General features: G+C 63.9%; 25 protein-coding genes. 2 read left to right on the forward strand and 23 right to left on the reverse strand.

The genetic code is table 11. From position 1 onward, the window contains the following. Together fliR and flhA are read right to left on the reverse strand one after the other, a co-directional pair. The gene (fliR, locus tag NKH02_RS08675) at positions 1 to 753 is read right to left on the reverse strand and encodes a flagellar biosynthetic protein FliR (protein WP_352877921.1); all 753 of its coding nucleotides are present in this window, start codon (positions 751 to 753) and stop codon (positions 1 to 3) included. Continuing rightward, positions 750 to 2,837 carry a flagellar biosynthesis protein FlhA gene (gene flhA, locus NKH02_RS08680; protein WP_352877922.1) on the reverse strand — a complete coding sequence of 696 codons (2,088 nt, stop codon included), beginning with the start codon at positions 2,835 to 2,837 and terminating at the stop codon, positions 750 to 752. The genes fliR and flhA overlap by 4 nt, the downstream gene beginning before the upstream one ends. A gap of 148 nt (positions 2,838 to 2,985) precedes the next feature. Between flhA and NKH02_RS08685 the strand changes: the two genes are divergently transcribed. Then, on the forward strand, positions 2,986 to 3,285 hold the full coding sequence (locus NKH02_RS08685; RefSeq protein WP_352863480.1) for a putative quinol monooxygenase: 300 nt from the start codon (positions 2,986 to 2,988) through the stop codon (positions 3,283 to 3,285). A gap of 112 nt (positions 3,286 to 3,397) precedes the next feature. Beyond that, a complete protein-coding gene (locus tag NKH02_RS08690; RefSeq protein ID WP_352863349.1) occupies positions 3,398 to 5,179 on the forward strand; it encodes a chloride channel protein in 1,782 nt (593 codons plus the stop codon). Between the two features lie 46 nt (positions 5,180 to 5,225). Here the strand turns inward: NKH02_RS08690 and NKH02_RS08695 are convergent, their stop codons facing one another. The 21 genes from NKH02_RS08695 to NKH02_RS08795 form a co-directional block, all read right to left on the reverse strand. Continuing rightward, a complete protein-coding gene (locus tag NKH02_RS08695; protein WP_352863351.1) occupies positions 5,226 to 6,869 on the reverse strand; it encodes an MFS transporter in 1,644 nt (547 codons plus the stop codon). A gap of 280 nt (positions 6,870 to 7,149) precedes the next feature. Next, on the reverse strand, positions 7,150 to 7,416 hold the full coding sequence (fliQ, locus tag NKH02_RS08700; RefSeq protein ID WP_023761707.1) for a flagellar biosynthesis protein FliQ: 267 nt from the start codon (positions 7,414 to 7,416) through the stop codon (positions 7,150 to 7,152). A 24-nt stretch (positions 7,417 to 7,440) separates the two neighbouring features. Next, a complete protein-coding gene (gene flgD / locus NKH02_RS08705; protein ID WP_352863353.1) occupies positions 7,441 to 7,848 on the reverse strand; it encodes a flagellar hook assembly protein FlgD in 408 nt (135 codons plus the stop codon). Then, positions 7,848 to 8,291, reverse strand: coding sequence for a flagellar biosynthesis repressor FlbT (gene flbT, locus NKH02_RS08710; RefSeq protein ID WP_352863355.1), 444 nt, complete (start codon positions 8,289 to 8,291; stop codon positions 7,848 to 7,850). The genes flgD and flbT overlap by 1 nt, the downstream gene beginning before the upstream one ends. Then, on the reverse strand, positions 8,288 to 8,635 hold the full coding sequence (flaF, locus tag NKH02_RS08715) for a flagellar biosynthesis regulator FlaF (protein ID WP_352829119.1): 348 nt from the start codon (positions 8,633 to 8,635) through the stop codon (positions 8,288 to 8,290). Before flaF ends, flbT begins: the two co-directional genes overlap by 4 nt. Before the next feature lie 31 nt (positions 8,636 to 8,666). Further along, positions 8,667 to 9,710, reverse strand: coding sequence for a flagellar hook-associated family protein (locus NKH02_RS08720; RefSeq protein WP_031260869.1), 1,044 nt, complete (start codon positions 9,708 to 9,710; stop codon positions 8,667 to 8,669). Between the two features lie 3 nt (positions 9,711 to 9,713). After that, the gene (flgK, locus tag NKH02_RS08725; RefSeq protein ID WP_352863357.1) at positions 9,714 to 11,165 is read right to left on the reverse strand and encodes a flagellar hook-associated protein FlgK; all 1,452 of its coding nucleotides are present in this window, start codon (positions 11,163 to 11,165) and stop codon (positions 9,714 to 9,716) included. A gap of 27 nt (positions 11,166 to 11,192) precedes the next feature. After that, positions 11,193 to 12,452: a flagellar hook protein FlgE gene (locus tag NKH02_RS08730; protein WP_352877924.1), complete on the reverse strand. Its 1,260-nt coding sequence runs from the start codon at positions 12,450 to 12,452 to the stop codon at positions 11,193 to 11,195. 79 nt (positions 12,453 to 12,531) lie between these two features. Continuing rightward, complete coding sequence (locus NKH02_RS08735) at positions 12,532 to 13,200, reverse strand: response regulator transcription factor (protein WP_352632692.1); 669 nt, start codon at positions 13,198 to 13,200, stop codon at positions 12,532 to 12,534. Between the two features lie 190 nt (positions 13,201 to 13,390). Next, complete coding sequence (locus NKH02_RS08740) at positions 13,391 to 13,978, reverse strand: transglycosylase SLT domain-containing protein (RefSeq protein WP_352863361.1); 588 nt, start codon at positions 13,976 to 13,978, stop codon at positions 13,391 to 13,393. After that, positions 13,908 to 15,311 carry a flagellar hook-length control protein FliK gene (gene fliK, locus NKH02_RS08745; protein WP_352877926.1) on the reverse strand — a complete coding sequence of 468 codons (1,404 nt, stop codon included), beginning with the start codon at positions 15,309 to 15,311 and terminating at the stop codon, positions 13,908 to 13,910. Before fliK ends, NKH02_RS08740 begins: the two co-directional genes overlap by 71 nt. After that, entirely contained in the window at positions 15,308 to 16,672 is a 1,365-nt protein-coding gene (locus NKH02_RS08750; protein ID WP_352877929.1) for a MotC family chemotaxis protein, read from the reverse strand. The genes fliK and NKH02_RS08750 overlap by 4 nt, the downstream gene beginning before the upstream one ends. Continuing rightward, entirely contained in the window at positions 16,669 to 18,009 is a 1,341-nt protein-coding gene (locus NKH02_RS08755; RefSeq protein ID WP_352877932.1) for a MotB family protein, read from the reverse strand. Before NKH02_RS08755 ends, NKH02_RS08750 begins: the two co-directional genes overlap by 4 nt. Further along, positions 18,006 to 18,632, reverse strand: a complete 627-nt coding sequence (locus NKH02_RS08760) for a hypothetical protein (protein WP_352863369.1) — start codon at positions 18,630 to 18,632, stop codon at positions 18,006 to 18,008. The genes NKH02_RS08755 and NKH02_RS08760 overlap by 4 nt, the downstream gene beginning before the upstream one ends. A gap of 2 nt (positions 18,633 to 18,634) precedes the next feature. Further along, positions 18,635 to 20,281 (reverse strand): flagellar basal-body MS-ring/collar protein FliF, encoded by a 1,647-nt coding sequence (gene fliF, locus NKH02_RS08765; protein WP_352863371.1) that lies wholly within the window; start codon positions 20,279 to 20,281, stop codon positions 18,635 to 18,637. A 134-nt stretch (positions 20,282 to 20,415) separates the two neighbouring features. After that, positions 20,416 to 21,483: a flagellin N-terminal helical domain-containing protein gene (locus NKH02_RS08770; RefSeq protein ID WP_352877934.1), complete on the reverse strand. Its 1,068-nt coding sequence runs from the start codon at positions 21,481 to 21,483 to the stop codon at positions 20,416 to 20,418. A 262-nt stretch (positions 21,484 to 21,745) separates the two neighbouring features. Next, a complete protein-coding gene (locus tag NKH02_RS08775) occupies positions 21,746 to 22,741 on the reverse strand; it encodes a flagellin N-terminal helical domain-containing protein (protein WP_352863374.1) in 996 nt (331 codons plus the stop codon). Between the two features lie 233 nt (positions 22,742 to 22,974). After that, on the reverse strand, positions 22,975 to 23,706 hold the full coding sequence (gene fliP / locus NKH02_RS08780; protein WP_352877936.1) for a flagellar type III secretion system pore protein FliP: 732 nt from the start codon (positions 23,704 to 23,706) through the stop codon (positions 22,975 to 22,977). Beyond that, complete coding sequence (locus tag NKH02_RS08785; RefSeq protein ID WP_352877938.1) at positions 23,703 to 24,197, reverse strand: flagellar basal body-associated FliL family protein; 495 nt, start codon at positions 24,195 to 24,197, stop codon at positions 23,703 to 23,705. The genes fliP and NKH02_RS08785 overlap by 4 nt, the downstream gene beginning before the upstream one ends. Positions 24,198 to 24,216: 19 nt before the next feature. Then, positions 24,217 to 24,927 (reverse strand): flagellar basal body L-ring protein FlgH, encoded by a 711-nt coding sequence (flgH, locus tag NKH02_RS08790; RefSeq protein ID WP_352863380.1) that lies wholly within the window; start codon positions 24,925 to 24,927, stop codon positions 24,217 to 24,219. Next, positions 24,924 to 25,511 carry a MotE family protein gene (locus tag NKH02_RS08795; RefSeq protein WP_502913793.1) on the reverse strand — a complete coding sequence of 196 codons (588 nt, stop codon included), beginning with the start codon at positions 25,509 to 25,511 and terminating at the stop codon, positions 24,924 to 24,926. The genes flgH and NKH02_RS08795 overlap by 4 nt, the downstream gene beginning before the upstream one ends. Position 25,512: the final 1 nt, after the last annotated feature.

Consider the following 25,512-nt stretch of genomic DNA (forward strand, 5'->3'; position numbering starts at 1 on the left):
CTATCTCGCCAACGTCAGGTCGACAAAGCCGTCGACGAACAAAGACAGCATGGTGCCGATGGCGAAGTAGAAGATGATCATGCCGCCGGCGATGATGAAGGGCTGGGAGATGAAATAGATCGGGATCTGCGGTGTCAGCTTGTTGACGAAGCCGATCGTCAGATTGACGAGAATGGCATAGGCGACAAACGGGCTGCCGAGGCGGATGACCAGGAAAAACGTGTCCGACACCGTGTCGGTGACATCGACGAGTGCCGCCTGCGGGTTGAAGAAGATATTGACCGGTGCGACCGTGTAGGAAGAAACCAGCGCGCGTACTATCTCGTGGTCGAAATCGAAGACAAACAGCATCAGCAGCGCCGAGAACGAGATGATGGCGGCAAGGGCCGCCTGGGGTTCGGGCTCCTCGATCGCCGGTCCGCCGGTGCCGCCATAGCCGATCAGCATGGCGATGGCCGAGCCCATGAAGCGCAGGGCTTCCATGTAAAGCCTGGTCATGGCGCCGATCAGGCCGCCGACCAGCAGTTCCGAGATGATCATCGGCACCAGGATCTGCGGGCGCGGGTCGACGAAGGGAAAGATCTTGTCCCACAGGAAGGCGAGCAGGCCGCCGGTGGCGGCGACCGCCACGAACAGCCTGACCTGGACCGGAACGCGGGCGCTGGACAGGCCCGGCATCAGCATGAAGCAGGCGCCGATGCGGCAGAAGGCGAGGAACGCCGCGATGACGACGCCTTGCGAGAGCACGCTCACGATATGGTTCCGAGCACCCTGATCTCGACGCCCTTGGCGATTTCGACGTGGCTGAGCACCGGCAGCGTGGTGAACAGCCGCTCGATGATCATGCGCACATAGGGGCGGGCATCGGGCGCGGTGACCAGCACGAAACGCTCGCCGGCTTCGAGAAATTTCTTGATCGCCTTGGTCGCGTCCTGGCCGAACTCTTCCAGCTGGCGCGGGTCGATGTCGAACTCGCGCACCTCGCCCTTGGCGTCGCGCTTGAGGCTCTGGTGGAAGGCGAGGTCCCAGCGGTTGCCGAGGCGCAGCACCTTCAAAACGCCGCTCTCGGAGAGGTCGCCGCAGATCTGCTGGGCCATGCGGATGCGGACATGTTCGACGATCTGCTCGGTGCGGCGCACATGCGGCGCGATCTCGGCGATCGCCTCGATGATCAGGTGCAGATTGCGGATCGAGACCCGCTCGGCGAGCAGCAGCTTCAGCACCGCCTGCAGGCCGGGATAGGAGATGTGCGTGGTGCAGATCTCGTCGGCGAGCTTGCGATATTCCTGGTCCTGCCGTTCGAGCAGCGCCTTCATGTCCTTGTAGGACAGAAGCTGCGGCAGGTTGTTGCGGATGACCTCGGAGAGATGGGTGAGCAGCACCGACATGTTGTCGGCGAACGTGTAGTTTTCGCGCTTAAGGTCTTCAGCGAAGGTTTCGAGCACGGAGTAGGCCCGCATGCCGAAGGCCGGCTCGCGGATTTCCTCGCCCGGTATTTCGGGTATGTCGCGGTTGCCGAGCAGCACCATGATCTCGCCGACGCGCATCTGGTATTCGGCCACCACGGTGCCGTGCACCTTGATCTGGTAGCTCTTCGGCGGGATGGCGAAATCGTCGGCGACACGCACCTCCGGCACGACGAAGCCGTACTGGGTGGCGAATTTCTTGCGCATCTTCCCCATGCGGAAAACCAGTTCCTGATGCGATGTCAGCAGCCTTGTCGACAGCTGCTTGCCGATCAAGAGTTCGATCTCGGCGGTGGCGAGCGAGGCCTTGACCGAGTTCTTCTCCTCCTCGACCTTGGTCGCCTTCTCCTGGTCCTTGATCGCCTCGGCTTCGGCGACGGCGCGGTTGTGGCGCATCGGGATGACGTAGCCGAGGCCGGCCATGCCAGCGGCGAGCGCAAAGAACGGGAACAGCGGCAGGCCGGGCATCAGGCCGAGCAGCACGAGCAGCGATGCCGCCACGTAGAGGGCGCGCGGGTGGGCGCCGAGCTGGCCGAACACCGCCTGGTTGGTCGAGCCGCGGGTGCCGCCCTTGGAGACGAGCAGGCCGGCGGCCAATGAGACGATGAGCGCCGGAATCTGGGTGACGAGGCCGTCGCCGACCGACAGCTTGATGAACACGTCGGCGGCTTCGCCCATGCCCATGCCATGCCTGATGTAGCCGATGGCGATGCCGCCGACGATGTTGATGGCGGTGATGATGAGGCCGGCGATGGCGTCGCCGCGGACGAATTTCGAGGCGCCGTCCATCGAGCCGAAGAAGGAGGATTCCTCTTCCAGCTCGCGGCGGCGCAACTGCGCGGTCTTGTCGTCGATCATACCGGCGGAGAGGTCGGCGTCGATCGACATCTGCTTGCCGGGGATGGCGTCCAGGGTGAAGCGGGCGCCGACTTCGGCGATACGGGTGGCGCCCTTGGTGATGACGATGAAGTTCACCACGATCAGGATCATGAAGACGATGAGGCCGATGACGAAGTCGCTGGCCATCACCAGCTTGGAGAAGCCGGCGATGACATAGCCAGCGGCGTGCGTACCCTCGTTTCCATGCGACAGGATCATGCGCGTGGTGGCGATGTTGAGCGATAGCCTGAGCATGGTGGCGATGAGCAGCACGGTCGGGAATGACGAGAAATCGAGCGGCCGTTGGATCCATAGCGCCACCATCAGGATCAGTACCGAAAGCGCGATCGAGAAGGCGAGGCCGATGTCGATGAGAAAGGCCGGGATCGGCAGGAACAGCACGGCCAGGATGATGACGATGCCGATGGCGAAGAAAACGTCGCGGCCGTTCTTGGCCACCGCGCCGGGCTGGATGCTTTCGCTGATCGCCATGTCGTCCTCAAAACCTTAGACTGCCGAGCGCGCGACAGCCCTGTGAGGGTAGCCCGCCAAGCTTGCGCGAGAGTGGGAGACTGGCTAGTTCGAACGATCATGCGAGGATCATTCGCGCCGGCCGACTTTGCGAAAGAAGGAAAATCCCATACTTCTGATCATCGGCACCATTCGCTTGCCGCCAAACAAATTGGAGGAAGCCAAGCCCGCCATGGAACGCATGGTTTCCGGCAGCCGCGCGGAGCCCGGTTGTGTCCAATATTCCTACGCGCAGGATGTGCTCGATGCCGGGCTCATTCGGGTCACCGAAGTCTGGAGCGACCGGGCAGCACTGGACGCGCATTTCGCCTCGCCGCACCTTACGGACTGGCGTGCGTGTTGGCCGGCACTTGGCATCGGCGAGCGCAACCTCATGCTCTATGAAGCCGGCGAGCCCATGCCGACCTGATCGGTTTGCCACAATGGCGCCTCGTCCGTCGCCATTGCGGTTGCCATGCCCTGTCGCCGGGCGTATCAGGCGGGCCTTCCACTGCCTTTTGTGATGTCGGCGAGCCGCCCCGGTGCTTTCCAGAAACCACAGCGAAGTCTACGCCCGCCGGCTGCGCGCGGTGCTGATCCGATCGGTGCCGCTGCTCGAGGCGCGCGGCATCGCGGTGGTCATTCTGGCCGGCGCCGTCGGCGTGATGGCGGGCATACTGGTCTCGGCGATGAGCCAGATCGTGCAGGACCTGCACCGGCTGTTGTTCGGCGTCCAGCCCGGTGGTCGGCTTTCAGGCATGTTCTCGCTCACCAATCCGGTGCAGGCGCTGGTACCGGCGATCGGCGGCATCCTGCTCGGGCTAACGGTGATCTGGCTCAGAATCCGGAAATTCCGCACCCCGATCGACCCGATCGAAGCCAACGCGCTCTATGGCGGACGCATGTCGCTGACCGACACCTTCATCATCGCCGGCCAGACGATGATCTCCAGCGGTTTTGGCGCCTCGGTCGGGCTGGAAGCCGGCTACACGCAGGTCGGGTCCGGCCTGGCGTCATGGCTGGCGCGCTTCTTCAGGCTGCGCCGCAACGATGTCCGCATCCTGGTTGGCTGTGGTGCGGCCGGCGCCATAGCGGCCGCCTTCGATGCACCGCTGACCGGCGCCTTTTACGGCTTCGAACTGATCATCGGCATCTATTCGGTCGCCAATGTCGCGCCGGTCATGACCGCCGCGATCTCAGCCTCGCTGACTGCCGAAATGTTCGGCGGCGTGCCGTTTCCGCTCGAGCTTTCGGGCCTGCCGGCGCTCACCGCCAGCCAGTACGTGCCGTTCCTGCTGCTTGGCTTGCTGGGCGGCGCCGCCTCGATCGCCATCATGCATCTGGTGACGCTGATCGAACGTGGTTTTGCCAGGCTATCGATCGATGCGTCGCTGCGCCCCGTCATCGGCGGCGTCGTCGTCGGCTTGTTGGGGCTGATCACGCCACAGGTCTTGTCCAGCGGCCATGGCGCGCTGCATCGCGAATTCTCGATGAACTACGGGCTGGCCGCGGTGGCCAGCGTCTTCGTGCTCAAGCTGGCGGCATCGGCGGTCTCGCTGGGGTCGGGCTTTCGCGGCGGATTGTTCTTTGCCTCGCTGTTCCTTGGCGCCCTGCTTGGCAAGGCGTTTGCGGATGTGATGGCCATCGTCTCCCCGGCAACCGGCATCGACCCAGCCGTCGCCGCCGTCGTCGGTATGACGTCGCTCGCCGTCGGCGTCGTCGGCGGACCGCTGACGATGACCTTCCTGGCGCTGGAATCGACCCGCGACCTGACGCTGACCGGTGTCGTGCTTGCGGCCTCGATCATTTCGGCGATCCTGGTGCGCGAGACCTTTGGCTACTCCTTCTCGACGTGGCGCTTCCATCTGCGCGGCGAGACCATCCGCAGCGCTCACGATGTCGGCTGGATGCGCAGCCTCACCGTAGGCTCGATGATGCGCAAGGACATCAAGACCATTTATGCCTCGACGACGCTGGCCGCCTTCCGCAAGCAAGTGCCGCTAGGCTCGGCCCAGCGCGTCATAGCCGTCGACGCGGGTGATCGCTATGTCGGCGTGCTGATCGTGGCTGAACTGCACAGCGATCCTTCCGACGGCGAGGTGCCGGTGCGCGATCTTGCCAAGTACAAGGACGCGGTGCTGGTGCCGAGCATGAACGTGCAGGCCGCCGCCGAAACGTTCCAGCGCGCGGGCGCCGAAGAACTCGCCGTGGTCGAGGATTTCACCGACCATATCGTGCTGGGGCTTTTGACCGAAGGTCATTTGATGCGGCGCTACGCCGAGGAACTCGATAAGGCGCGCCGGGACCTGTCGGGTGAGGGGTAGGGGAAGCCAAGCCGGATGCCAGAGAGGGCAGGCGCGGTTGCGAAGCCTAATGCTCGATCGGTCCCTTGGCCATCACGAGAGCCGTGCCGGCGGTCGTCGGGCGCTCGATCATGCGCCGCACGCGCGGCGGTTCGTCGCCGCTGTGCAGTGCCCGGATGCGCTCGCCGATGACGGCGTCGGCATGGGTGATGCGTCCATTGTGGCGCACATATTCGATCCAGGTCGGCGTGTGATAATGCTCGATCCAGATCGCCGGATTTTCCAGGTCGCGCGCCAGCGTCCAGTTGCGGGCGCCGTCACGGCGGCGGATGCGGCCGCGTTCGGCCATGATGGCCAGGAACTCCGGCACATCCTCGTTGCGGATGATGTATTCGATCATGATGGCGATCGGCCCGCTGCGCGGCTTCAGGTCGAGCGCGAGATGCGGCTCCCTGAAGCGGTTGAGCGGGTCGAGGTTGAGCACCTGCTGTTGCGGCAGCGGCAAAAGCAGGCCGATGGCGCCGCCGGCCAGCATGGCGATGCTGGCGGCGATCAGCGCGGTTTCGGCGCCATGCGCATCGGCGACGACGCCCCAGATCCAGCTGCCGAGCGCGATGCCGCCGAAGGTCGCGGTCTGATAGACCGACAGCACCCGGCCGACCACCCAGCGCGGTGTCGCCATCTGCACCGTGACGTTGAAATGCGAAAGCGCGATGACCCAGCAGGCACCGCCGACAAGCAGCCCGAGTGAGGTCTGCCAGGCATGATGGCTAAGGGCGGCATTGAAAGCGCAGACGGCGAAGCCGGCGAAAGCACAGCGCACCATCGTCTCGCTGGACAGCAATTGCCGCAGCCTGACGCTGATCAAGGCGCCGCCGACGGCGCCGATGCCGAAAGCGCCAAGCATGATGCCGTAGGTCAGGGCATCGCCGTTGACGACATCGCGCGCCACCAACGGCAGCAGTGCCAGCACCGCGCCGGCGCTGAAGCCGAAAGCCGCGCCCCTGACCAGCACCTTGCCGATGTTGGGCGACATGGCGACATAGCGCAGGCCGGCGCCCATGGCGGCGCCCAGCGACTCGCGCGGCAAGGTCGATACCGGCACGTCCGGCTTCCAGCGCGCCAGAACGACGATCAGGCCGATGTAACTCACCGCGTTTGCCGCAAACGCGGCCGCCGCACCGGCAGCGGCGACGATGATGCCGCCGATCGCCGGGCCGACGCTGCGGGTAAGATTGAAGCCCATCGAGTTGAGCGCGACGGCGGCCGGGACCTTGTTGCGAGGGACGATGTCGCCGACGGAGGCCTGCCATGACGGGCTGTTGAGCGCGGTGCCGCTGTCGATCAGGAAGGTGAAGGCAAGCAGCGTCCACGGCGTGATCAGGCCCGAATAGGTGAACAGGGTCAGGAGCACCGAGACGACCAGCATGAAGGTCTGGGCGACCAGCATCACCTTGCGCCGGTCGAAACTATCGGCGATGGCGCCGGCAACGAGCGCGAACAGCATGATCGGCAAGGTGGTCGAAGCCTGGACCAGAGCCACCTGATAGGGCGAGGTGGCGATCGTGGTCATCATCCAGGCGGCGCCGACGCCCTGGATCAGGCCACCGAAATTGGAGATGAGACTTGCGCCCCATACGGCGCGGAAAATGCCGTGCCGGAAAGGCGCCAGCGCCGAGACGCTCTCGCTGTCCGGCTTTTCGTCAATCATCGGGGGTTCCTGCCATGTCGTGCCGATTCGTCAGGCGATCCGTTTGCTCAGACCGTTTGCCGAAAGTAGGGCATGGCGCCGCAAAGGGCGAATGTCTTTCGAAAAAGCCCATGGTCCAACAATGGGATAGAGGAGGTCCACGCCCTTGTCCGCTGCCAGACCCGAGGATGCATCGGGCCGGCAACCGACCTACCCGAATGCAAAACGGCAATCTAGCTAGCCCCAGCCGCGCGCAAGCGTTGGCATTCGTTCCAACACAATCCGGACGGATAGCTGCCGCTCAGAACCCGTTCTGAATGCGCTCGAAGATGACGTTGGTGAAGGCCGATATCTGGCTGCCGATGAAAGGGCCGGTCAGCGCCACCACCAGCATGATGGCGACGATCTTCGGCACGAAGGTCAAGGTGATCTCCTGGACCTGCGTCAGCGCCTGGATGAGGGCGATGCCGATGCCGACCACCATGGCGACAAGCACCACTGGGGCGGACGCGGTGAGCACCGTCCACACCGCGTACTGGACGATGTCGAGAGCGTCGGCCTCGTTCATGGGACTGGCTCTCTGTCGAAAACGTCAGCTCGCTGCCTTGACCGAGACTCCCGGGCCGACCGCGACTTCGGTGCCGTTCTGCAGCACGGCGATGAGGCCGCTGCTGGCGAGGCGCACCGACGCCACCGTGCCCGTCGTCTTGCCGTCGGCGGAGGTTATCGAGCGCCCGATCAGCGCGTCGGCCTGCGACAGCGCCGACGACTGCATGATCTGGTCGAGCTTGGTGTTGCTTTGCACCGATTGCTCGACCTGCGAGAAGGTGGCGAGCTGGGCGACGTACTGCGTCGAGTCCATCGGCTTCGTCGGATCCTGGTTCTTCATCTCGGCGATCAGAAGCTTCAGGAAGGACTGGTAGTCGACCGCTGTCTTCGAAGTCGACGCGGTGGCCTGGTTGGTGCCGGTCGGTATCGTCGTCGTCATGTCCACGTTCATCAGTATCGTGCTCCCACAGCCAGCGGGCGTTCGGCACCCGGAACGTCGTCATTGCCACCCAGCGCGCGGCGTTCGAGCGGATAGAGCGCGCGAATTGCCTTCAGCGCCTCGTAAATATGACCCTCGCCGACCATGCGGTCGATCTGTTTCAGCGCGCCGCAGATCTGAGTGTCCTCGAAGCTTGCAAGCAGCAACGGCAGCGAGCGGCGGAACATGTCGCGCGCGGCGGCCGCGCCGGCCGGATTCATCAGCATGACCTGCAGGATGAAATACAGCTGCTTGAGCGGCGTCGAGGCATCTTCGGCCTGGATCACGTGGCTTTCGAGCAGGAACTGCACGTCGTTCATCAATTCGACGGTGACCTTGCGGTCGACACGGATGACGGCGCCGTTAATGTAGATCTTTTCATTCGGCTTGAGCGATATCTTCAGCGTGTTGGTCATTGAATGCCGTCCCTGATGATCTGGGACACTTCGATCAGCCCTTCGAAATTGTTGGTGCGGCCCTGGCGAATATCCTCCGCCTCGCGCAGCAGCCACAGACCGATGGAAATGAGGTTGGCGCGCAGTTCCTTGGGCAGGGCGTTGTCGCTGGAGCCGAGGTCCTCGACGAAAGCGGTCCAGACACGGTTGGTGAAATTCAGCGCCTCGATCGCCTCCATCGAACCGTGGCCGGCCGCCGCCGCTGCCGCCAGCATGTCGATCGAGCGGGTCAGCAGTTCCCGCTCGCGATCCTTCGCATCGGCTACGGAGGTGCTCTGGATGTCGGCGTAGGAGAATTGGTACATCGTTGGGGCTCTACCGTTCCGTTAAGCGTTGTCAGGTCAGGTAATTCAGCAGGCTGAGCTGCTGCAGGCGTGCGGTCAGCGCGAAGGACGTTTCGATGTGCTGCGTCAGGTCGGCGACGCGGGTCGCGGCTTCGGCTGGATCGACGCCAACGAGATCGACAATATGCCGTTCGAATAGATCGGTCTGTGTTTTCATACGGTCGTTTGCATCGGACAGCCGCTTCTGGACGATGCCGGTCTCGGACTGAACCTGGGCAATGCCGCTCAGCGCTTCGCCGACCAGCAACGTTGAGCGGCTGACGACCGTGTTCTTCGCAGCCTGGCTGATGTTGCTGGACATCAGGCTGGCAACCATGGTTGCCGCCATGGCGAGCTTCTGGATACCGTCGCTGTTGGCGCTGGTCGAGGTCGGTGTGGTTTCGTTGAGCGCGATGCGGCTGACGATCTGCTGGTCGGTGGCGTTCGACCAGTTGCCTTGCCAGCCCGGACCCATGAACTGCGGCACGACATCGTTGGTGATGAAATCGTCCATCTGCGCGGCAGTGATATTGGCGGCTGCCGGGTCATCCGGGGTGAAACCGAAATTGGTGACGAAGGAAGCATCGAATGCCGCCTTTGCCGGCGAGCCCGCGGCGCTGAAGTCGTTGATCGGCTTGACGTCGGTGTTGGTGCCGGCGAACAGGTACTCGCCGTTGACGCTGGTGTTGAGGATCGAGGTCAGCTGCTGAATGGTCGCTTTGCCGGAATCCCGGGTAAGACTGTTGGAAGAATCGCTTGATGAGGCGGTGGTCAGGGCGGACAGGAATGTCTGAGCGGCGCCGGAGAGCTGGCCAAGCGAGGTCTGCGTCGAGGAAAGCCGGGCGCCGACCAGGCCGTTGGAGTCGATGATGACATTGAGCCGGTCGAGATCGCGCTGGAAGGTGACGGACTGGGCGGTGCGCCCTCCGAGAGCCAGGCCGACATCGGCGACCTTGCCGCTTGAGGACTCCTTCGTGGCTTTGACGAGATCGGCCTGCATGCGCATCTGCTGGGAGCGCATGGCGTTCGATATGGCGGCTGACGAGACGGAAGTCATGGATTATCCCACCGCGTTGAGCAAGGCCGCCATCATGTCGTCGACGGTTTTCATCATCCGGGCTGACGCCTGATAGGTGTGCTCGAGGTCGAGGAGCAGCGACATTTCCTGGTCGACATTCACGCCGGTCGCGTTGGACAGCGCCTCGGCGCTGCGCGAGGCCAGTGCTTCCTTGGCGTCGGAAGCGGTCGATGCCTGCTGGCGCACGCCCTCGAACCAGCCGATCGAGTTGGCCGCGTAATCGGAAACGCTGGACGTTGCCGAAACCCCGGCGGCGGGGTCGAAGGTCATCGGCTGGTCGAGCCGATCGCCATAGGCGATCAGCAGGGTGGAATAGGATGCGCCGCCGGTGTTGACGACATAGGCCGCGCCGTTGGCACCGCCATCGCGCAGCAGCGTCGGATTGCCGCCGGCGCTCGGGTCCATCGCCGCATTGACGCTGATGGATGCGGCGAGGCCGTTGATCAGCGTGCCCGCTGCCGGCACGGCCGGCGCGCCCGACCATGTGAACAGGCCCGCGGCATTGGGCATTGCCGGTGCGGTTTCGGCAAAGGCCGTGATCAGGCCGCGCGCGGTCTCGTCGAGCTGGCTCTGCATGGTCGTGGCGACGCCGTCGCGCAGTTGCAGCAGGCCGGCAAGCGTGCCGCTGGCGCTGGTGTTGCCGCCTGCTCCCGCCGAGATCGGCACATTGTCGATATAGACGGCATTGCCGGCGGCGCCCGCGGTGTAGCCGGCCGACGCCGCGAAGCTGACCGCGCGCGGTATCGTCTCGAACAATGTCGTGCCGTCGCCGGTGGTGATGACCATGTCGTTGTCGCCACGCGTGAAGGTCGATACCGGGACATAGTTCGAAATCTTCTTCAAAAGCGCGTCGCGCTGGTCGAGCGCGTCGGAAACGTCGTTGCCGGAGCGGGTTCCGGACATGACCGCCGTGTTGGCATCCTGGAACTGGCTGAGCAGCGAGTTCAGGTCGTCGACCGCCGTGGCGATCTGGCCGTCGGTCTGGGTGCGGAAATCCTGGACGGCCTTGGAGCCCTCATTCAGCGAACGCACAACCTGCTTGGCGGCGTCGATGACGCTGGCGCCGAGGTTCTGGTTGGACGGCGAGGTGGCGTAGAGCTGCAGCGCCTGCTGCAGGTTGGCGATCGCGGTCGAGGGCGAGGACGCATTGTCGACGCCGTTGACCGCAACGCCCAGCTGATCCATGCCGCTGAAGAGTGCGTTCTGGCCGCTCCAGGCCGACAGCGCGCCGAGGTTCTGGCGGAACAAGAGGTCGTTGGTGACGCGTTGGATATCAACCGAACGCGCGCCCGGCGCCGTGCTGGTGACGATGGCCTGGCGGCGCGAATAGTCCGGATTGGAGGCGTCGGCGACGTTGCGCGAGACGACGCTGGTCTGTCGCGCGGTGTTCATAAGCGCCGACTGGGCGATACTCAATGCGGTAGACAGTGACATGCGGGTCTTTCGCGGGCGGCGCCCGTCTTATCTCTTCAGGTTGACAAGGACGTCCATCAGATCGGAACCGGTCTGGAAGACTTTCGAATTGGCGGTGTAGCTGCGCTGCGCCGCGATCATGTTGGTCAGTTCTTCGGCGATATCGACGTTGGAATTCTCGAGCGCGCCCGAGATGATGGAGCCGAGCTTGCCTTCATTGGCGAAGCCGACACGGACCGCGCCCGATTCGGTGCCCTGCGAGTAGACGTTGCCGGGCAGTGCGGTGAGCTGGTCCGGGCTCTGCACGTCGGCCAGCGGGATCTTGTAGAGCGGCTTGGTGGAACCGTCCTTGTACTGGGCGTAGATGGTGCCGTCCTTGCTGATCTGGACCTTGTCGATGGTGCTCGGCGCATTGCCGTTGACCTGGGCATCGGAAACGGTGAAGCCGGTGCCGAGCTGGGTCAGCGCCGACAGGTCGAGATTGAGGCTGGCGCCGTTCGGCACGGTAAATGAAACGCCGGTGGGAGTGCCGGTGAGCTTGCCGGTGGTGGTGTCGAAGGTCAGGTTGGCCGAGCCCAGCAAGCCGCCGGCGGTGTAGGGGAACGATGTTCCAGGGGTGGCCTTCGACTGATCGAAGACCGCCACCTGCCAGGTGCCGGCGCCGGTGTTGGTGAAATAGACGTCGAGCAACTTCTTGTTGCCGAGGTTGTCGTAGGCGACCATCGAGGATTTCGACGTGTATTGCGCGCCCGCAGCGTTGGCGGCGGGCAAGTTGGCGGTCGCGACCGGTGTCGCGCCCGCCGGCAGGTTGCCGGCATAGCTACCCTCGGTGCTCGGCGTCGCGGTCATTCCCTGGTCGGAGATGACAACCGGGACCAGTCCCTCGAAACCGTTGACCGTTGCCGCGGGTACGCCGTTGTCGTAGCTGTAGGCCATCAGCTGGAAGCCGGCCGAGTTGACCAACCTGCCCTGCCCATCGGGAACGAAGGCGCCAGCGCGGGTCAGGTAGGGCGTACCGCTCGGATCTTGAACGACAAAGAAACCATCGCCGCTGACGGCAAGGTCGGAGACCGAGGTCGTGTACTGGAGCACGCCCGGATCGCTGACCGCCTGACGGATCGTCGTGGTGACGCCGCCAGAATTGTAGGCACCGCCCGTCGACGGCATGACCAGCGTCGAGAATTCGGCGGAGGACCGCTTGTAACCGGTGGTGTCGGAATTGGCGATGTTGTCGGCGACCGTCGACAGGCGGTTTGCCTGCGCGTTCATGCCGGACACGCCGGTCCGCATCATTCCATAGAGGCTCATCGAAACGTCTCCGCTGTGTCCATGCCACTGGCTACGAGGCTACGCGTGTTTTCTTGCGCGAGGCTGGCGCGGCGCTGCATCAGAAGACCAGCCGGTAGCCCAGGAAACGCTTGGAATCGATCGGGTCGGTGCCCAGCTTTTCGCGCAGCTTCTTGCGCAGTTTGCTGATGTGGCTTTCCACCACGTTCTCCTCGACCTCTTCGTCGAAGATGCCGTAGATGGCGTTGAAAACCTGGGTCTTGGTGACGCGACGCCCGCGATTGCTCGCCAGATATTCGAGGATGCGGCGCTCACGACGCGGCAGGGGCAGAGGCTGACCGTCGATCTCTGGGTCACGGCCGTCCATGAAGATGCGCATGGCGCCGATCTCGGTGTAGGCGACGTCTTCCTGGGCGCGACGGCGGATGGCGGTGATGCGGGCCAGTATCTCGCGGATATGGACGGGCTTGCGAATGACGTCGTCGACGCCGCTCTCGAACAACCGCAGCGTGTTCTCCAGGGAATGCTGCTCGCTGAGCGCAATGACCGGAGCGCCGGTGCGGTCGCGGATCTGACGGGGAGAGATGGAGCCTTCGCGGCAGTCGCCGATGAGGAAGGCTCTGACCGAGCGCAGATCGGTGTCGGCGGCCGAACTCACCCACTCACCGAATTCGCCGGATGCAAAGCCTGCACAGGCGATGCCCTCACGATCGAAAAGTGAATTGTATCCCTCTGTTACGAGCTCGCGCTCGTCAACGATCACAATCATCGGCCCCGCCTTCCGAATCAAATCATTTGCCCCGTGAAAAGAGGCGTAACCGCTGGGGAGAATCCTGAACAACCGTCATTTCTTGTAGCTAGTTTCTTGGGAGTCTGGAATCGTATCGGTTGCATTAGCTCGCAGCCAGATATGCTTTCGGGGGGTTGTGCGGTTGCTTTATTAGAAGCTGAAAATACGCTTATGGGTTGCAGAAGCCGCGGGCGTTCGCGGTCCATTTTCCAAAGCCGGTGGCGACCATGTTGGCAATGACGCGACAGACATAGGTCTTCTGCGCGGGATCGTTGTCGGGACCGGCATGATAGCGAGCGACGGCCATCGACCAGGTCTCGTGACGGGCATGGAGGCTGGCCAGGAAGCGCGCCGCGTAGTCGACGTTCTGGCGTGGGTCGAGCATGTCCTCGACGCTGCGAAAATGCGACGCGTGGTAGTGATGGTTGATCTGCATGCAGCCCAGGTCGATCAGCGTCTTGCCCTCGCGGCGGGCGTCGGCGAAGGCGGCAAGCGCTTCGGCCCGGCTTCGTGGGAAGACCGCTTTTCCCTCTATATTCAACGCATTGGGTTGAAGGCTGCCCTTGTTGCCGGTCTCCGTCAAGCCGACCGCGTAGAGGATGCCGGCGGGCACGCCATAGCGATCGGCGGCGCGCAGGATCTCCGGCTCGCATGGGTTGGTGGTGGCAGCGGCGACACTGGCGACGCTAGATAAACATATCGCCGCCAGCGCGCTCGCGAGAAGGCGAAGTGCCGCGGCCGTAGTCCTGCGCGTCATCGTTGCGGTTCCCCGTGGACTGCCGATCCGGTTGCTGGCCGCCGGCTCCACTACTACCAGCTCCCGAATTCCCCGGTTGGAAGGACGATGGATCGCGGCCTGTTGCCGCCGGCAAAGGGGCGGTTGCATCGGTGCGGGCAGTGGAGGGAACTGCTACTGAAGGTTGCAGGATCGTGACCTTGTCAACCTCGAAGCCGAGCCCGCGCAGCGATTTGACGATGGCCTCGCTGTCGGCGGACAGCCGACGGTAGGCGTCATGTGTTTGGGGCTTCAGCTCAATCGAAAGTTGTTCTCCGGAGAGGCGAAGATTGGCCGTCACCATGCCGAGTTCGGCGGGGTGAAGTTCGATCTTCAACACATGTGTCGGAACGGCCACAGGGCTGGCCGGCTGAGTGGCCGCGGATGAGACTGAAAGCGCCTTTTGCGGGCCGTTGTCGGCGGCTATGGCGTTGATCACATCGAGGGCTGCCTGGCTGATGGGACTTTGCGGCGGTGCCGGGTAGCTCTGTTCGGACACCACGTCGATGCGTGCGGCGGACAGGGATTGTTTTCCCGCCTCGGGCCGCATCGCGGACTGGACGTCCTCGATACTCTTCATCGTCGATGTGGCGTGCTTCGACCGTACGCCGGGCACGTCGGCAGCCGGCGCGTCCGGCTGCTTCTGGGTTGCCACCGTGTTGTCGCGTTTCGGCGCACTCGAGATAGCACCGGCAGCGCTCGATGGCTGAGCGTCAAGTTCCGTCAGGGGTCCGTCGGCGATCGAAGCCTGCTCCGGCTTCGACATGGTTTCGAGGGCCTCTTGTCCGGTCGTGGACTTTGACCGGTGGGTCTTTGGCGGTGGAGCCTGCCGGTCGAGCGCCGGGTCCGACGGGCTCTCGCCCAGTGCCGCATCGCGCCCGGCTGCCTTGGACGATGTCGAGAAATGGCGCAGGTCATGAAATGCGATCAGCAGCGGCAGGTCGTCCTGAAGCGGCTCGGCATCGGCGTCCGGAGCCGTCTCTTCGGCGTCGGCATCGTCCTTGTGCGACTCTGCTTCCAGGTCGTCCTTGCTGGCTTTCACGGTCGGCCCTCTAGCCGAGACGATGTTTTCTGGATCGGCCGATGGCGGCTCGGCCTTGCCGGCATGCCCGGCAAGACCGGCAGCGAGCTTGCACCAGCGCTGGTCGCGCGATCCCGCTTCCGTCGTCGGCTGCCGTTCCGGGCGGGCGGGAGCGGCGTCGCCGCGCAGCATCTTGCCGAAGCCGTCGTCGTTCCTGCCATTCGCGGCCGGTTGCTCCGACGTCGCGCGCGTGGAGGCAAATCCTGGCAGGGCCGAGCCGAGGCTGGTGGTCATTTGGGGGCGGCTCCAAGCATCTGGTCGATAAGGTCGAGCTGTCGACGTGTTCTGGTCATGGCGGCGTCGGTCGGATCGGTGGGCTCGGCAGCGGGCGATGGCGCCGAGGCCGGCGCGGCAGTCGCCACGTCGCCAGACGCCGCCGCAACCGCCGCCTTGGCGGCTGGTCCGTTGGAAGCCGCGGTGACGGCGGGTTGGTCCGAGATCGCGCCTTCGACCGGTGGCAGTCCGCTGTCATCGGCGCCTTGCGCCGTGGCGATCTCGGGCACCGGTGGTTGCTCGGCCGCGACAGGGGCAGGCCTTTCCTCGGGAACGGCGGCGGGCGGCGCGACGACTTCGCCGGCAATAGCTTGCGCGGCGTCGAGCAAGGCGCGATCGCCTTCCGACAGCCGGCTGCGGTCGATCTTGCCAAGCTTGGCGCGGACGTCCTCGATGGTGCCCGAGGTGACGGTGGAAAGGCTGGCATAGAGCAGGGCGCGTGGATCGTCCTGGTTGGTGTTGCCGTCGCGGCCCTGCTCGGCCCGAGCCGAAGCAAAAGCCGACAGGTCGTTCAGACCGTCGATCGCGGCGCGGCGGGCGATGCGCAGATAGATCACTTTCTCGCGCTCGGAATCCATCATCGAGGTGATGTCGCCCAGCTTGTCCTGGCTGATCGACATGTGCAGCGCGATGACGCCGGAGACGAAGGAGTCGGCGAACTGGCTGGCATAGGGCGAATGGAGGTAGCGCTCGACATACTGCGTGGAGGCAAGCGCGAAGCGTGCCGCGTCACCTTGCGCGACTGAAATGCCGACCGAACGGCGAAGTGCCGCTTCCTCGACCAGCGTGCCGGGGCCGAGCAATCTTGCCTCATCGAGCAGGCGGAGTGCGGCCGCCGGCTGGTCGCCGGCAAGCAGCGAGCCTTTGACCAGGGCAAGGAAAGCGCCGAGATCGGGAGGCAGTGCCATCGGATCGATCGGCCTCAAGGCTTCGATCGCCTCGCCGGGCCGGCCGGTCAGGTAGTCGATCACGCCTTTGGCTATGACAAGGCTTTGCGGGTCCGTCGTGGCGCGCGACGTGGCGACCTCGACGGTCACCGGATTGCCGCCGCTCATGCCGTAGACAAGCAGGGCGCGAAAGTTCTTGGGATCCTTGTAATCCTCGGCATCCGCCGCGCGCAGGCGCGCATCCGCCATCTCCAGCAGCTTGGCCTGCATCGGCAGGGCGGCATGATCGCCGACGGCTATGCGGTCCTGGATGAGCTGCAGCGAGCGCACCAGCTGATACGGCTGCAGCGCGTCCTGGGCGAAGCCGGTCGACGGGTGTCCGCCGGCCAGCAGCAACAGGCCAATCAACCGGCTGGTGACGGCTGCTCGACTCATCCGCCGGTCGCCATCAGGATTTCGATGCGGCGGTTCACGGCCGACAATGGATCCTTGGGATCCTTCGGCTGGCGGTCGGCGAAGCCGGCGACCTCGGTTATGCGACGTTCGTCGACGCCGCCGCGCACGAGCATGTAGTAGGCGGAATGCGCACGCGCCGTCGACAGTCGCCAATTGTCGTAGCTATCGCTGCGGAACGGCCGGGCGTCGGTGTGGCCGTTGATGCTGATGGTGCCTTTCTGGGCGTTGACGATGCGGCCGATCTTCTCCATCGCCAGCACAAGTTCGCGGCGCGGCAGCGCCGAGCCGACCTCGAACATGCCGAAGTCGAACTGGTCGGTGATCGAGATGACGACGCCCTTGTCGGTGGCTTCAACCGAGACGCCGTCGTGCAGCTTGTCGCCGGGCTTGAAGGCATCGGCCAACTGCCGCTTGACGTCGGCCGCGGCCTTGATGGCGGCGGCGGTCGGCGCCTTCTCGCCGGTGTCGGGCATGGCGGCCTTTTGCGCTTCGGGCTCGCCCTTGGCTGCGTCCGGTTTCATCTCGTCCGGTTTGATCTCGCTTGGCTTCGTGTCGCCGGCCTTGGCGAGGTTCATGGCTTGCTTGCCGGTCGCATCCTGGGCCAGCGGCTCGAGCGGTGCGGCCGCGACAGGCGGTACGGCTTTGACTTTGAGCACTCGCTTTTCGGCGGCCTTGTCGCCGGGCTTGACCGGATCGCCCTCGATCCTGGTGCGCTCGGCACTAGCCTCGGCGCCGGGCGCCGCCACCTGCTGCGACCAGAAATCAGGCTCGAAGGGATCGCGATAGGAGGCGCCGCCGGAGGCGCCTGTCGCCGGGCCGGCGGCCTGCGCGCCGCCGTCGCCCTTCTGACTGACGTTCTGCATGACACCGGTATCGGTGGCGATTTCCGAAAGCACCGCGTAAGGATCGGCGAACAGATGCTCGTCGGAGTGTTCCGCCTGCGGGAGTTCTTGCTTGTCCTGTTTGCGGTCCGCCGAGCCGTCGCCGTCCTGACCGGCCTTGTTGGTCGCCTTCTTCGGATTGTCGGCCGTCGTCCCGATCGCGCGCGGACCGTCGCCGAGATCCTCCAGGCCCTTGCGGCTCGAATTGCGGTCGACCAGCTTGACCGGGTTGAAGTAGCTGGCGACGGCTGCCTTGGTCTGCTCGTTGGCGGCGTTTATCAGCCACATGACCAGGAAGAAACACATCATGGCCGTCATGAAATCGGCGAAGGCGATCTTCCAGACGCCGCCATGGTGGGCCTCGTCATGGTCGTCATGACCACGCCGCACTATGATGATTTCGTGGGGTGTGTGTCCGGCCTCGGCGACGCTCATGCCAGGACCTCTGAAAGGGTCGTCGACCATTCGGCCATGCGCGTCTCGAACACCGCCTCGTCGATGGCGACGGTGAGGTCGAAACCCGGTGCCTCGACGAAGTCGAGATTGGCGGCGCGGAGCCCAAGCGATGCCCTCAGTGTTTCGAACAGTGAGAGAGGCCCGCGCACGACGATGCGCACCGCTTCGGCATCGCCGACCGCTTCGCGTACGGCGCCGGCCAGTGCCTCGATCGAACGTTTCTGCAAGTCGTCGCTCACGATGCCGCCGATGATGCGGGCGACCGTGGCGGCGACAAGCCCGGTGACACGCGCCTCCATGGCATCGATGCGCGACGAGACCGCCCTGCCGACATCGTCGCCGAGGCTTTCTAGAAATACCCTTGCTTCCTCTGCATTGGCCTGGCGTTCGGCTTCGAGCGCTGCTTCATGCGCAACCGAAAGGCGCGCCTCAAGCGCAGCCTCGGCCTGGACAACCGCTTCCGCAATCAGCGTGCCGATATCGGCTTGCGGGGCCGGCGTTTCGGGATTGTGTTGGGGATCGACTGCTGCCCGGGGCTGGCTGGCACGTTGCGTGCGTGTGCCGAAATCAGGCAGAAGGTCGAAGAGGGCTGCGGAGGGCATGGTTACACCGCAACTTCCTGGGCTGCCCATTTGCGCAGGATCTGCGCGGTGCGCTCCTCGTTGAGGTCGACCATTCGGGCAAGCCGATCCTGCGGCGCCGGTCTGATCTTCTGGCGAAGATCGTCGAGCGGCGTCGGACCTGGGCGCGAGCCGGGCAGGGCGGCGACCGCGGCATTGTCGGCGGCGGCCGTTGCTTCCGGCGTCGGCAGCGAGCGCTGCACGTCATCGAAGCTGGGACCTGACAGGGCCGGTGTCGCCTTCGCCGTCAGTGCCGACGCCATCGGCCTCAGACCGAAGAAGGCGACCAGGAACACGACGACGATGAAAGCGCCGGCATTGATCAAAGTGCCGGCATGCTGGCCAATGGAATCGAGCATTCCAGCCTGCGGGACCGCCTCGCCATCCAGCCCGTCGATGAACTCGACAGCCGAGACGTCGATGACGTCGCCGCGCTTTTCGTCCAGGCCGGTGGCCGAGGTCACCATTTTCTGGATGTCGGCGACACGCTTGGCAATCTGCTCCGGCGTGGCGTCCTTGCCGAGTATGGTCATCAGCCGCTGCTGGTTGACGACGACGGCAATCGACATCTTGGTGACGGTGTAACCGTTGGAGACAGTGGCGATCTTCTTGGAATTGATCTCGTAGTTGGTGATCTCTTCCCTGCGGTCGTTCTGCGAAGAAGATTGCGGACCATCGGTGGCGGTTGCCTGGGTCTCGGGCAGGTTCTGCTCGACGCTGGCCGGGGTCGAGGCCTGCTTCTGGTTGTTGTTCTCGTTGGCGCGCACCGACTGCACCGAGCGCTCGACGCGGGAGTTCGGATCGAAGATGGTTTCTTCGGTCTGACGGGTGTCGGTGTTGACCTCGGCCTTGACGCTGGCGCGGAAGTTGTCAGGGCCGAGATAGGCCGTCAGGGCACGGCGGATGTTGTCGCCGATCTGCGCTTCGACGGTCTGCTCGACGCCGAGCGTGCGGGCGGCGCTGGTGTTGGAAGGATCGTCGCCCGCGGCCAGCAGATTGCCGCTGGAATCGAGCACCGTCACCTTGTCGGCCGACAGGCCGGGGACAGCGGCGGCGACGAGATGGCGGATCGACATGGCGCTCTTCTCGGCGTCGATGCCGGCGTAGCGGATGACCACCGAGGCGGAAGGCTGCTGCTCGTCGCGGCGGAAATTGGCGCGTTCGGACATGACGATGTGGACGCGCGCCGCCTTGATGCCCGATATCGACTGGATGGTGCGGGCGATCTCGCCTTCCAGCGCGCGCACGCGGGTGATCTGCTGCATAAAGGAGGTGAGGCCGAGTGAACCGACATTGTCGAACAGTTCGTAGCCGGCATTGGCGCTCGTCGGCAGGCCCTTTTCGGCAAGCAGCATGCGCGCCTGCGCGGTGGTGCCCGCCGGCACCAGCACGGAGGTTCCGTCGGCGCCAACGTCGAAGCCGATGCCGGCTTCGCCCAGCACCAGCCCGATCTGGTTCACGTCGGCGCGGTCGAGCCCGACATAGAGCGTGTCGTAGGCGGGGCGGTTGAGATAGACCGAGGCGATGCCGATGACGCCCATCACCAGAACGGCGATGCCCGCCAGCATGGCAAGGCGCTTCACGCCAAACCCGCGGAGATTCGAGATGATGCTCTGGATCTGTTCCGGCACGGTTCGACGACTCCCAGCATGATTGTCCGCCGGAACAGTAGTCCTCGAAGCTTGTGCGAAAATGAAATCGGGCCGCGCTTGCGGCGCGGCCCGTCAATCGGGATGAGTAGGGATCGCGCCGGTGGCGCCAGTGACTAGTTCTTGAACAGCGACAGGATCGACTGCGAGGCGCTGTTGGCGATCGACAGCGCCTGGACGCCGAGTTGTTGCTGCACTTGCAGCGCCTGGAGGCGGGTCGATTCCTTGTTCATGTCGGCATCGACGAGCTGACCGACGCCGCGATCGATGGAGTCCATCAGGCTCTGGGTGAAGGTCTTCTGCAGGTCGATGCTGCTCTTGGCGGAGCCGAGGATAGTGGCGGAGTCGGTCAGCTGAGCCATGACCTTGTCGATCCTGTTCACCATCTGCGTGATGATATCGTCGGTTATCCCAGGTGCGGTGATGTCGAGGTTGTAGGCCGAGATGTTGTCGACCTTGGCGGGGGTGCCGGTAACAGCGGCTTGGCCCGCGGTGTTCGCGGCGATATCAGTCCCTCCGCCGGCGATCGCGGCAGCATAGGCTGTGTCATACTCCGTCTGGGCGGCTCCCGTGGAATAGATGGAAGTCTGGCGATCGAGGGTGCCATAGTTCTTCACGTCGGTGGCAAGGCCGTAGTCAAAGAGCTTGGTGCTCTCGACATCGATGTCGATCGTTCCGATCGAGATGGCGCCGGATGAGGAGCGATTGAATGAAGAAACAATCTGGGAGTCGGGCTGGACGCCGTCATAGTTGGCCGCGACCTGCTTGGAGGTCACCGCAAGGAAATTGGAGCCGGAGAAAGTGGCCGCATCGGCAAAGGACTTCATCTGCGCCTGAAGCGCCTTGATCTCGGTCTGGGTTTTTGCCTTGGCTGCATCCGTCTGGCCGACGGTCGAAAGCAGCTTGGTCTTGATCTGGCCGATGGTCGTCAGCACATTGTTCATGCCGGTATAGGCGGTATCGACTTTCGAGGCGCCGAGGCCGAGCGCATCCTGCACCGTCGACAGGGCCTGGTTGTCCGAGCGCATCGTGGTGGCGATCGACCAATAGGCGGCGTTGTCGGAGGCCTGCGAGACCCGATAGCCCGTCGATATACGAGCCTGCGTCTGCTCGAGCGACTTGTTGGTGGCGCTGAGGCTTTGAAGCGCGGTTAACGCCGAAGCGTTTGTCATGATGCTCGCCAAGAAAGTCGCTCCTTCTCAAAAGCCGACATGCTCAGACATGCCGGATAGGCCCGTTCAACGCTGCTATCGTGCCGGTGGGGCCGATTCGCCAACTGTTGTAAGCTATTGGTTAACCATAACTAGCGCGACATGGTTAACAGCCTGTTAAACGCTGGCTTTCGAGAGTTAAGGAGTGACGGTTGCGCGGGGCTGGAGCAAAAACGCAAATCGGGCCGCGCTTTTGGGGCGGCCCGATTGTCTAGCTGTAGTCGATTGAGAGCGATTAGCCGCGGAAGAGCGACAGGATCGACTGCGACGAGCCATTGGCGATCGACAACGCCTGGATGCCGAGCTGCTGCTGGACCTGCAGGGCCTGCAGACGGGTCGATTCCTTGTTCATGTCGGCGTCAACGAGCTGGCCGATGCCGCGATCGATGGAGTCCATCAGGTTCGAGGTGAAGGTCTTCTGCAGGTCGATGGAGCTCTTGGCGGCGCCGAGCTTGGTGGCGGCGTTGGTCATGTCCTTGAGCGCCGCGTCGACGACGGTCATCTGCTGCGCGATCTGACTATCGCTGGCAGCAACGCCACCCGCGAAGATGGTCAGCGAGGCGACCGAATAGGTGTCGGTGCCTGCAGCCGCGGCGCCCAGGGTCGGGGCCGAGGCAGTAAGGGTGGCCGTACCGGTGGAGCCAACGCGGAGCGTGTCGAGGATGCCCTTCGCGAGTGTCGCGGTGGTACCAGCTTCATACAGCTTGATGCTTTCCACGTTGACGTCGATCGTCGAGATCGAAACCGCGCCGGTGGCGCTGCGGTTGAAGGCCGAAACGATCTTGACGTCGGCCGCCGTCGTGGCTGTCGCGCCGCTGTTTACGGACAGCATGTTGGTGCCGGAGAAGGTGGCGCCATCGGCATAGGCCTTCAACTGCTTCTGAAGAGCGGCGATTTCGACCTGGGTCTTTTCCTTGGAGGCATCCGTCTGGCCGTAAGATGCGGTCAGCTTCTGCTGGATCTGGTTGATGGTGGTGATCGCGCTGTTCATGCCGGTGTAGGCGGTGTCGACTTTCGAGGCGCCGAGGCCGAGCGAGTCCGAAACGGTGGACATTGCCTGGTTGTCGGAACGCATCGTGGTCGCGATCGACCAGTAAGCGGCGTTGTCCGAGGCCTGCGAGACCTTGTAGCCGGTCGAGATGCGGGACTGGGTGGCTTCGAGGTTCTTGTTGGTGGAGTTCAGGCTCTGCAGTGCCGTCAACGCGGCAGTGTTCGTCATGATGCTGGACATGGCTACTCGTACCCTGATTTTACACGTGTTTTTTTGACATACCGGCTCTACCGGTATGACGGTGCGGCATCATGCCAATGATCTCTGGAAATCGATCACCCGCCATCTGCGAGCGAATATGCGGGCAAGTCCCTACCAAAGGGCTAAACCGGACGGTTAATCGAAAATATATTGCGTGAATTCTGCGCCGGAGCAGCGCGCCAGAGCGGCGCTGCGGGATTCAGTTGCCGGGGTCAGTTGAAGGAGCGCACAAGGCTGCCGACAAGCAGATTCCAGCCGTCGATCAGGACGAAGAACAGGATCTTGAACGGCAGCGACACCACTGTCGGCGGCAGCATCATCATGCCCATCGCCATGGTGATCGTCGCGACGATCATGTCGATGACCAGGAATGGCAGCACGATCAGGAAGCCGATCTCGAAGCCGCGCCGGATCTCCGAGATCATGAAGGCGGGTACCAGGATGCGCAGGTCGACGGTGTCACGCGAAACGGTCTGGCCGCGCTCACGCGCGAGATCGGCGAACAGGTCGAAGTCCTTGTCGCGCACATTGCGCAGCATGAAGGTGCGGAACGGATCCGAAATCTTCTCGAACGCTTCGGTCTGGGTGATCTGGTTGTCCATCAGCGGCTTGACGCCGGTATTCCAGGCCTGATCGAAGGTCGGCGCCATGACGTAGAAGGTCATGAACAGCGACAGAGAAATCAGAATTAGGTTTGCCGGCGTCGACTGCAGGCCGATGCCGGCGCGCAGGATCGAGAAGGCGATGACGAAGCGGGTGAAGCTGGTCACCATGATCAGCAGGCCCGGCGCCACCGACAGCACGGTCAGCAGGCCGAACATCTGGATGATGTAGCCGACGGTGGTGCCATCGGCCTTGCCGATGCCGCCGAGGTCGAGTTGCTGGGCCGCCGCGACGGACGTGGCGGCGGCGATCAACGCCGTGGCGAGAAGGAACTTTCTCATTCGAGCAGCAATGTCCTGATGAGAACCTGTTTGGCGTGACCCTGGCTGCGGATCGAGGCTCGTTCCTCGAGATCGGCCTTCAGGTGCTGGTAGCCGCTGGCACCCTCGATCTGATGCATCTTCAAGGTGCGCACCAGGGCCAGAAGGTCCTGGTGGATGTCGTCCGACATTGCCTGTGGCTGCGGCCCGTCATAGACGACCGACACCTCCATCCTGATCCAGGTATCGGCAGGCGAAGCGATGTTGGTGGTGATCGGCGCCAGCACGACGAGCGTCGGCCCCACGCCTGGCTGCTCGGCCGAAGCCGGCTGCTCGGCCTTGCCTTCGTTCTCAGGCGCCGCCGGTACCGACGCAGGTGCATCGACGCCTTTGAGATAGCCGCCGGATATCCAGCCCATGCCGATGGCGGCCGCCGTCACAACCAGCAGCATGCCGCCCTGGACGGCGAGCGAAGGACCCTTGCGGGGCTGAACCTGTTCGACATTTGACACGGCGCGGTGTTCCCCAATCCTAGAACGGAAGAACCTGGTCGAGAACCTGCTGGCCATAGGCAGGTTGCTGGACCTCGGTGATGCGGCCGCGTCCGCCATAGGAGATGCGCGCTTCGGCGATGCGTTCGTAGGGGATGGTGTTCTCGGCGCCGATATCGGCCGGCCGCACGATGCCGGCGATGGTCAGCACCCTGAGTTCGGCGTTGACGCGCACTTCCTGCGATCCCTTGATCATCAGATTGCCGTTCGGCAGGACATCGATGACGATGGCGGCGACGTTGAGCTCCAGGGTTTCCGATCGCTTGATCTCGCCATCGGCCGTCGTATCGGTGGTGGAGTTCAGAGCGCCAGCACCCTTGCCGGCGGTGCTGCCGATCTTGTCCCATTGCGCGCTGATGTCGAAACCGAGCTTGCGGTTGGCGGTGCGGCTCCTGTCGTTCTGGTTCTTGAAGTTGGCCCGGTCATTGATCCTGATCTTGACGGTCAGGATGTCGCCCTGGGACAGCGCCCGCGGATCGGTGAACAACCGGCTCTGGCGGTCATCCCACAACGAGAATTTCCTGGGCGGCGCGGGCGGCGTTTCCGGATAGCGATAGAGGGAAGAGGCGCTGCCGTCGTCGATGCCGGAGCCGACCGGTGACAGAGCCGGTTCCCTGCCGACCTCCTTCAGGTTGGTTCCACAACCGGACAACATGGCGACCGCGCACAGGACGAGCATCTTGCGGATCATGACGGATCTACCCTTCGGGCTGCGCTGGCCATGATGCCGGTGAGCGTCGCCGCCGCCTTCTGGTCCATTTCGTTGAGGATGACGCTCGCCTTGCGAGAATCGAGCTTCATCAATATGGCCGCCGCCAGATCGGCGTTGACGATGGCCAGCCGCTCGGCGGCGGCGTCAGGCTTCATGCCGGCATAGATCTGGACCACACCGTCCTCGGCCCGGGCCAGGAAAACCTCACGTCGCTTCAGCCAGGTCTCGTATTCGGCCTTTTTTTCCTCCAGCGCCTTCATGCGCTGGTCGATGCCGGCCTGGAGCTGCTTCAGTTCCTCCGCCTGCAAGACATAGCGGCGGTCGCGAGCGGCGTCGGCGATGTTGGAGCAGAAGCGCTCGATCTCGCTTTGGTCGGGTGCCTTCTCTCGCGCCAATTGCTGCGGGGGCGCTGCGACCGGTGCTCCCGGCAAGACCTGGCGGACCGCCTCCTCACCACGTGCGGTATCGCTGGCAAAGGGCAGCGCCGCGAGAACGGCGGTCACGAGCAGGATTGCGACGGGGCGATATCTTTCATGGCATGAGAAGGAGCGCGTCATCGGCATA

Origin of the sequence: Mesorhizobium sp. M1396 (assembly GCF_040317725.1) — a bacterium.
Classification (GTDB): domain Bacteria; phylum Pseudomonadota; class Alphaproteobacteria; order Rhizobiales; family Rhizobiaceae; genus Mesorhizobium.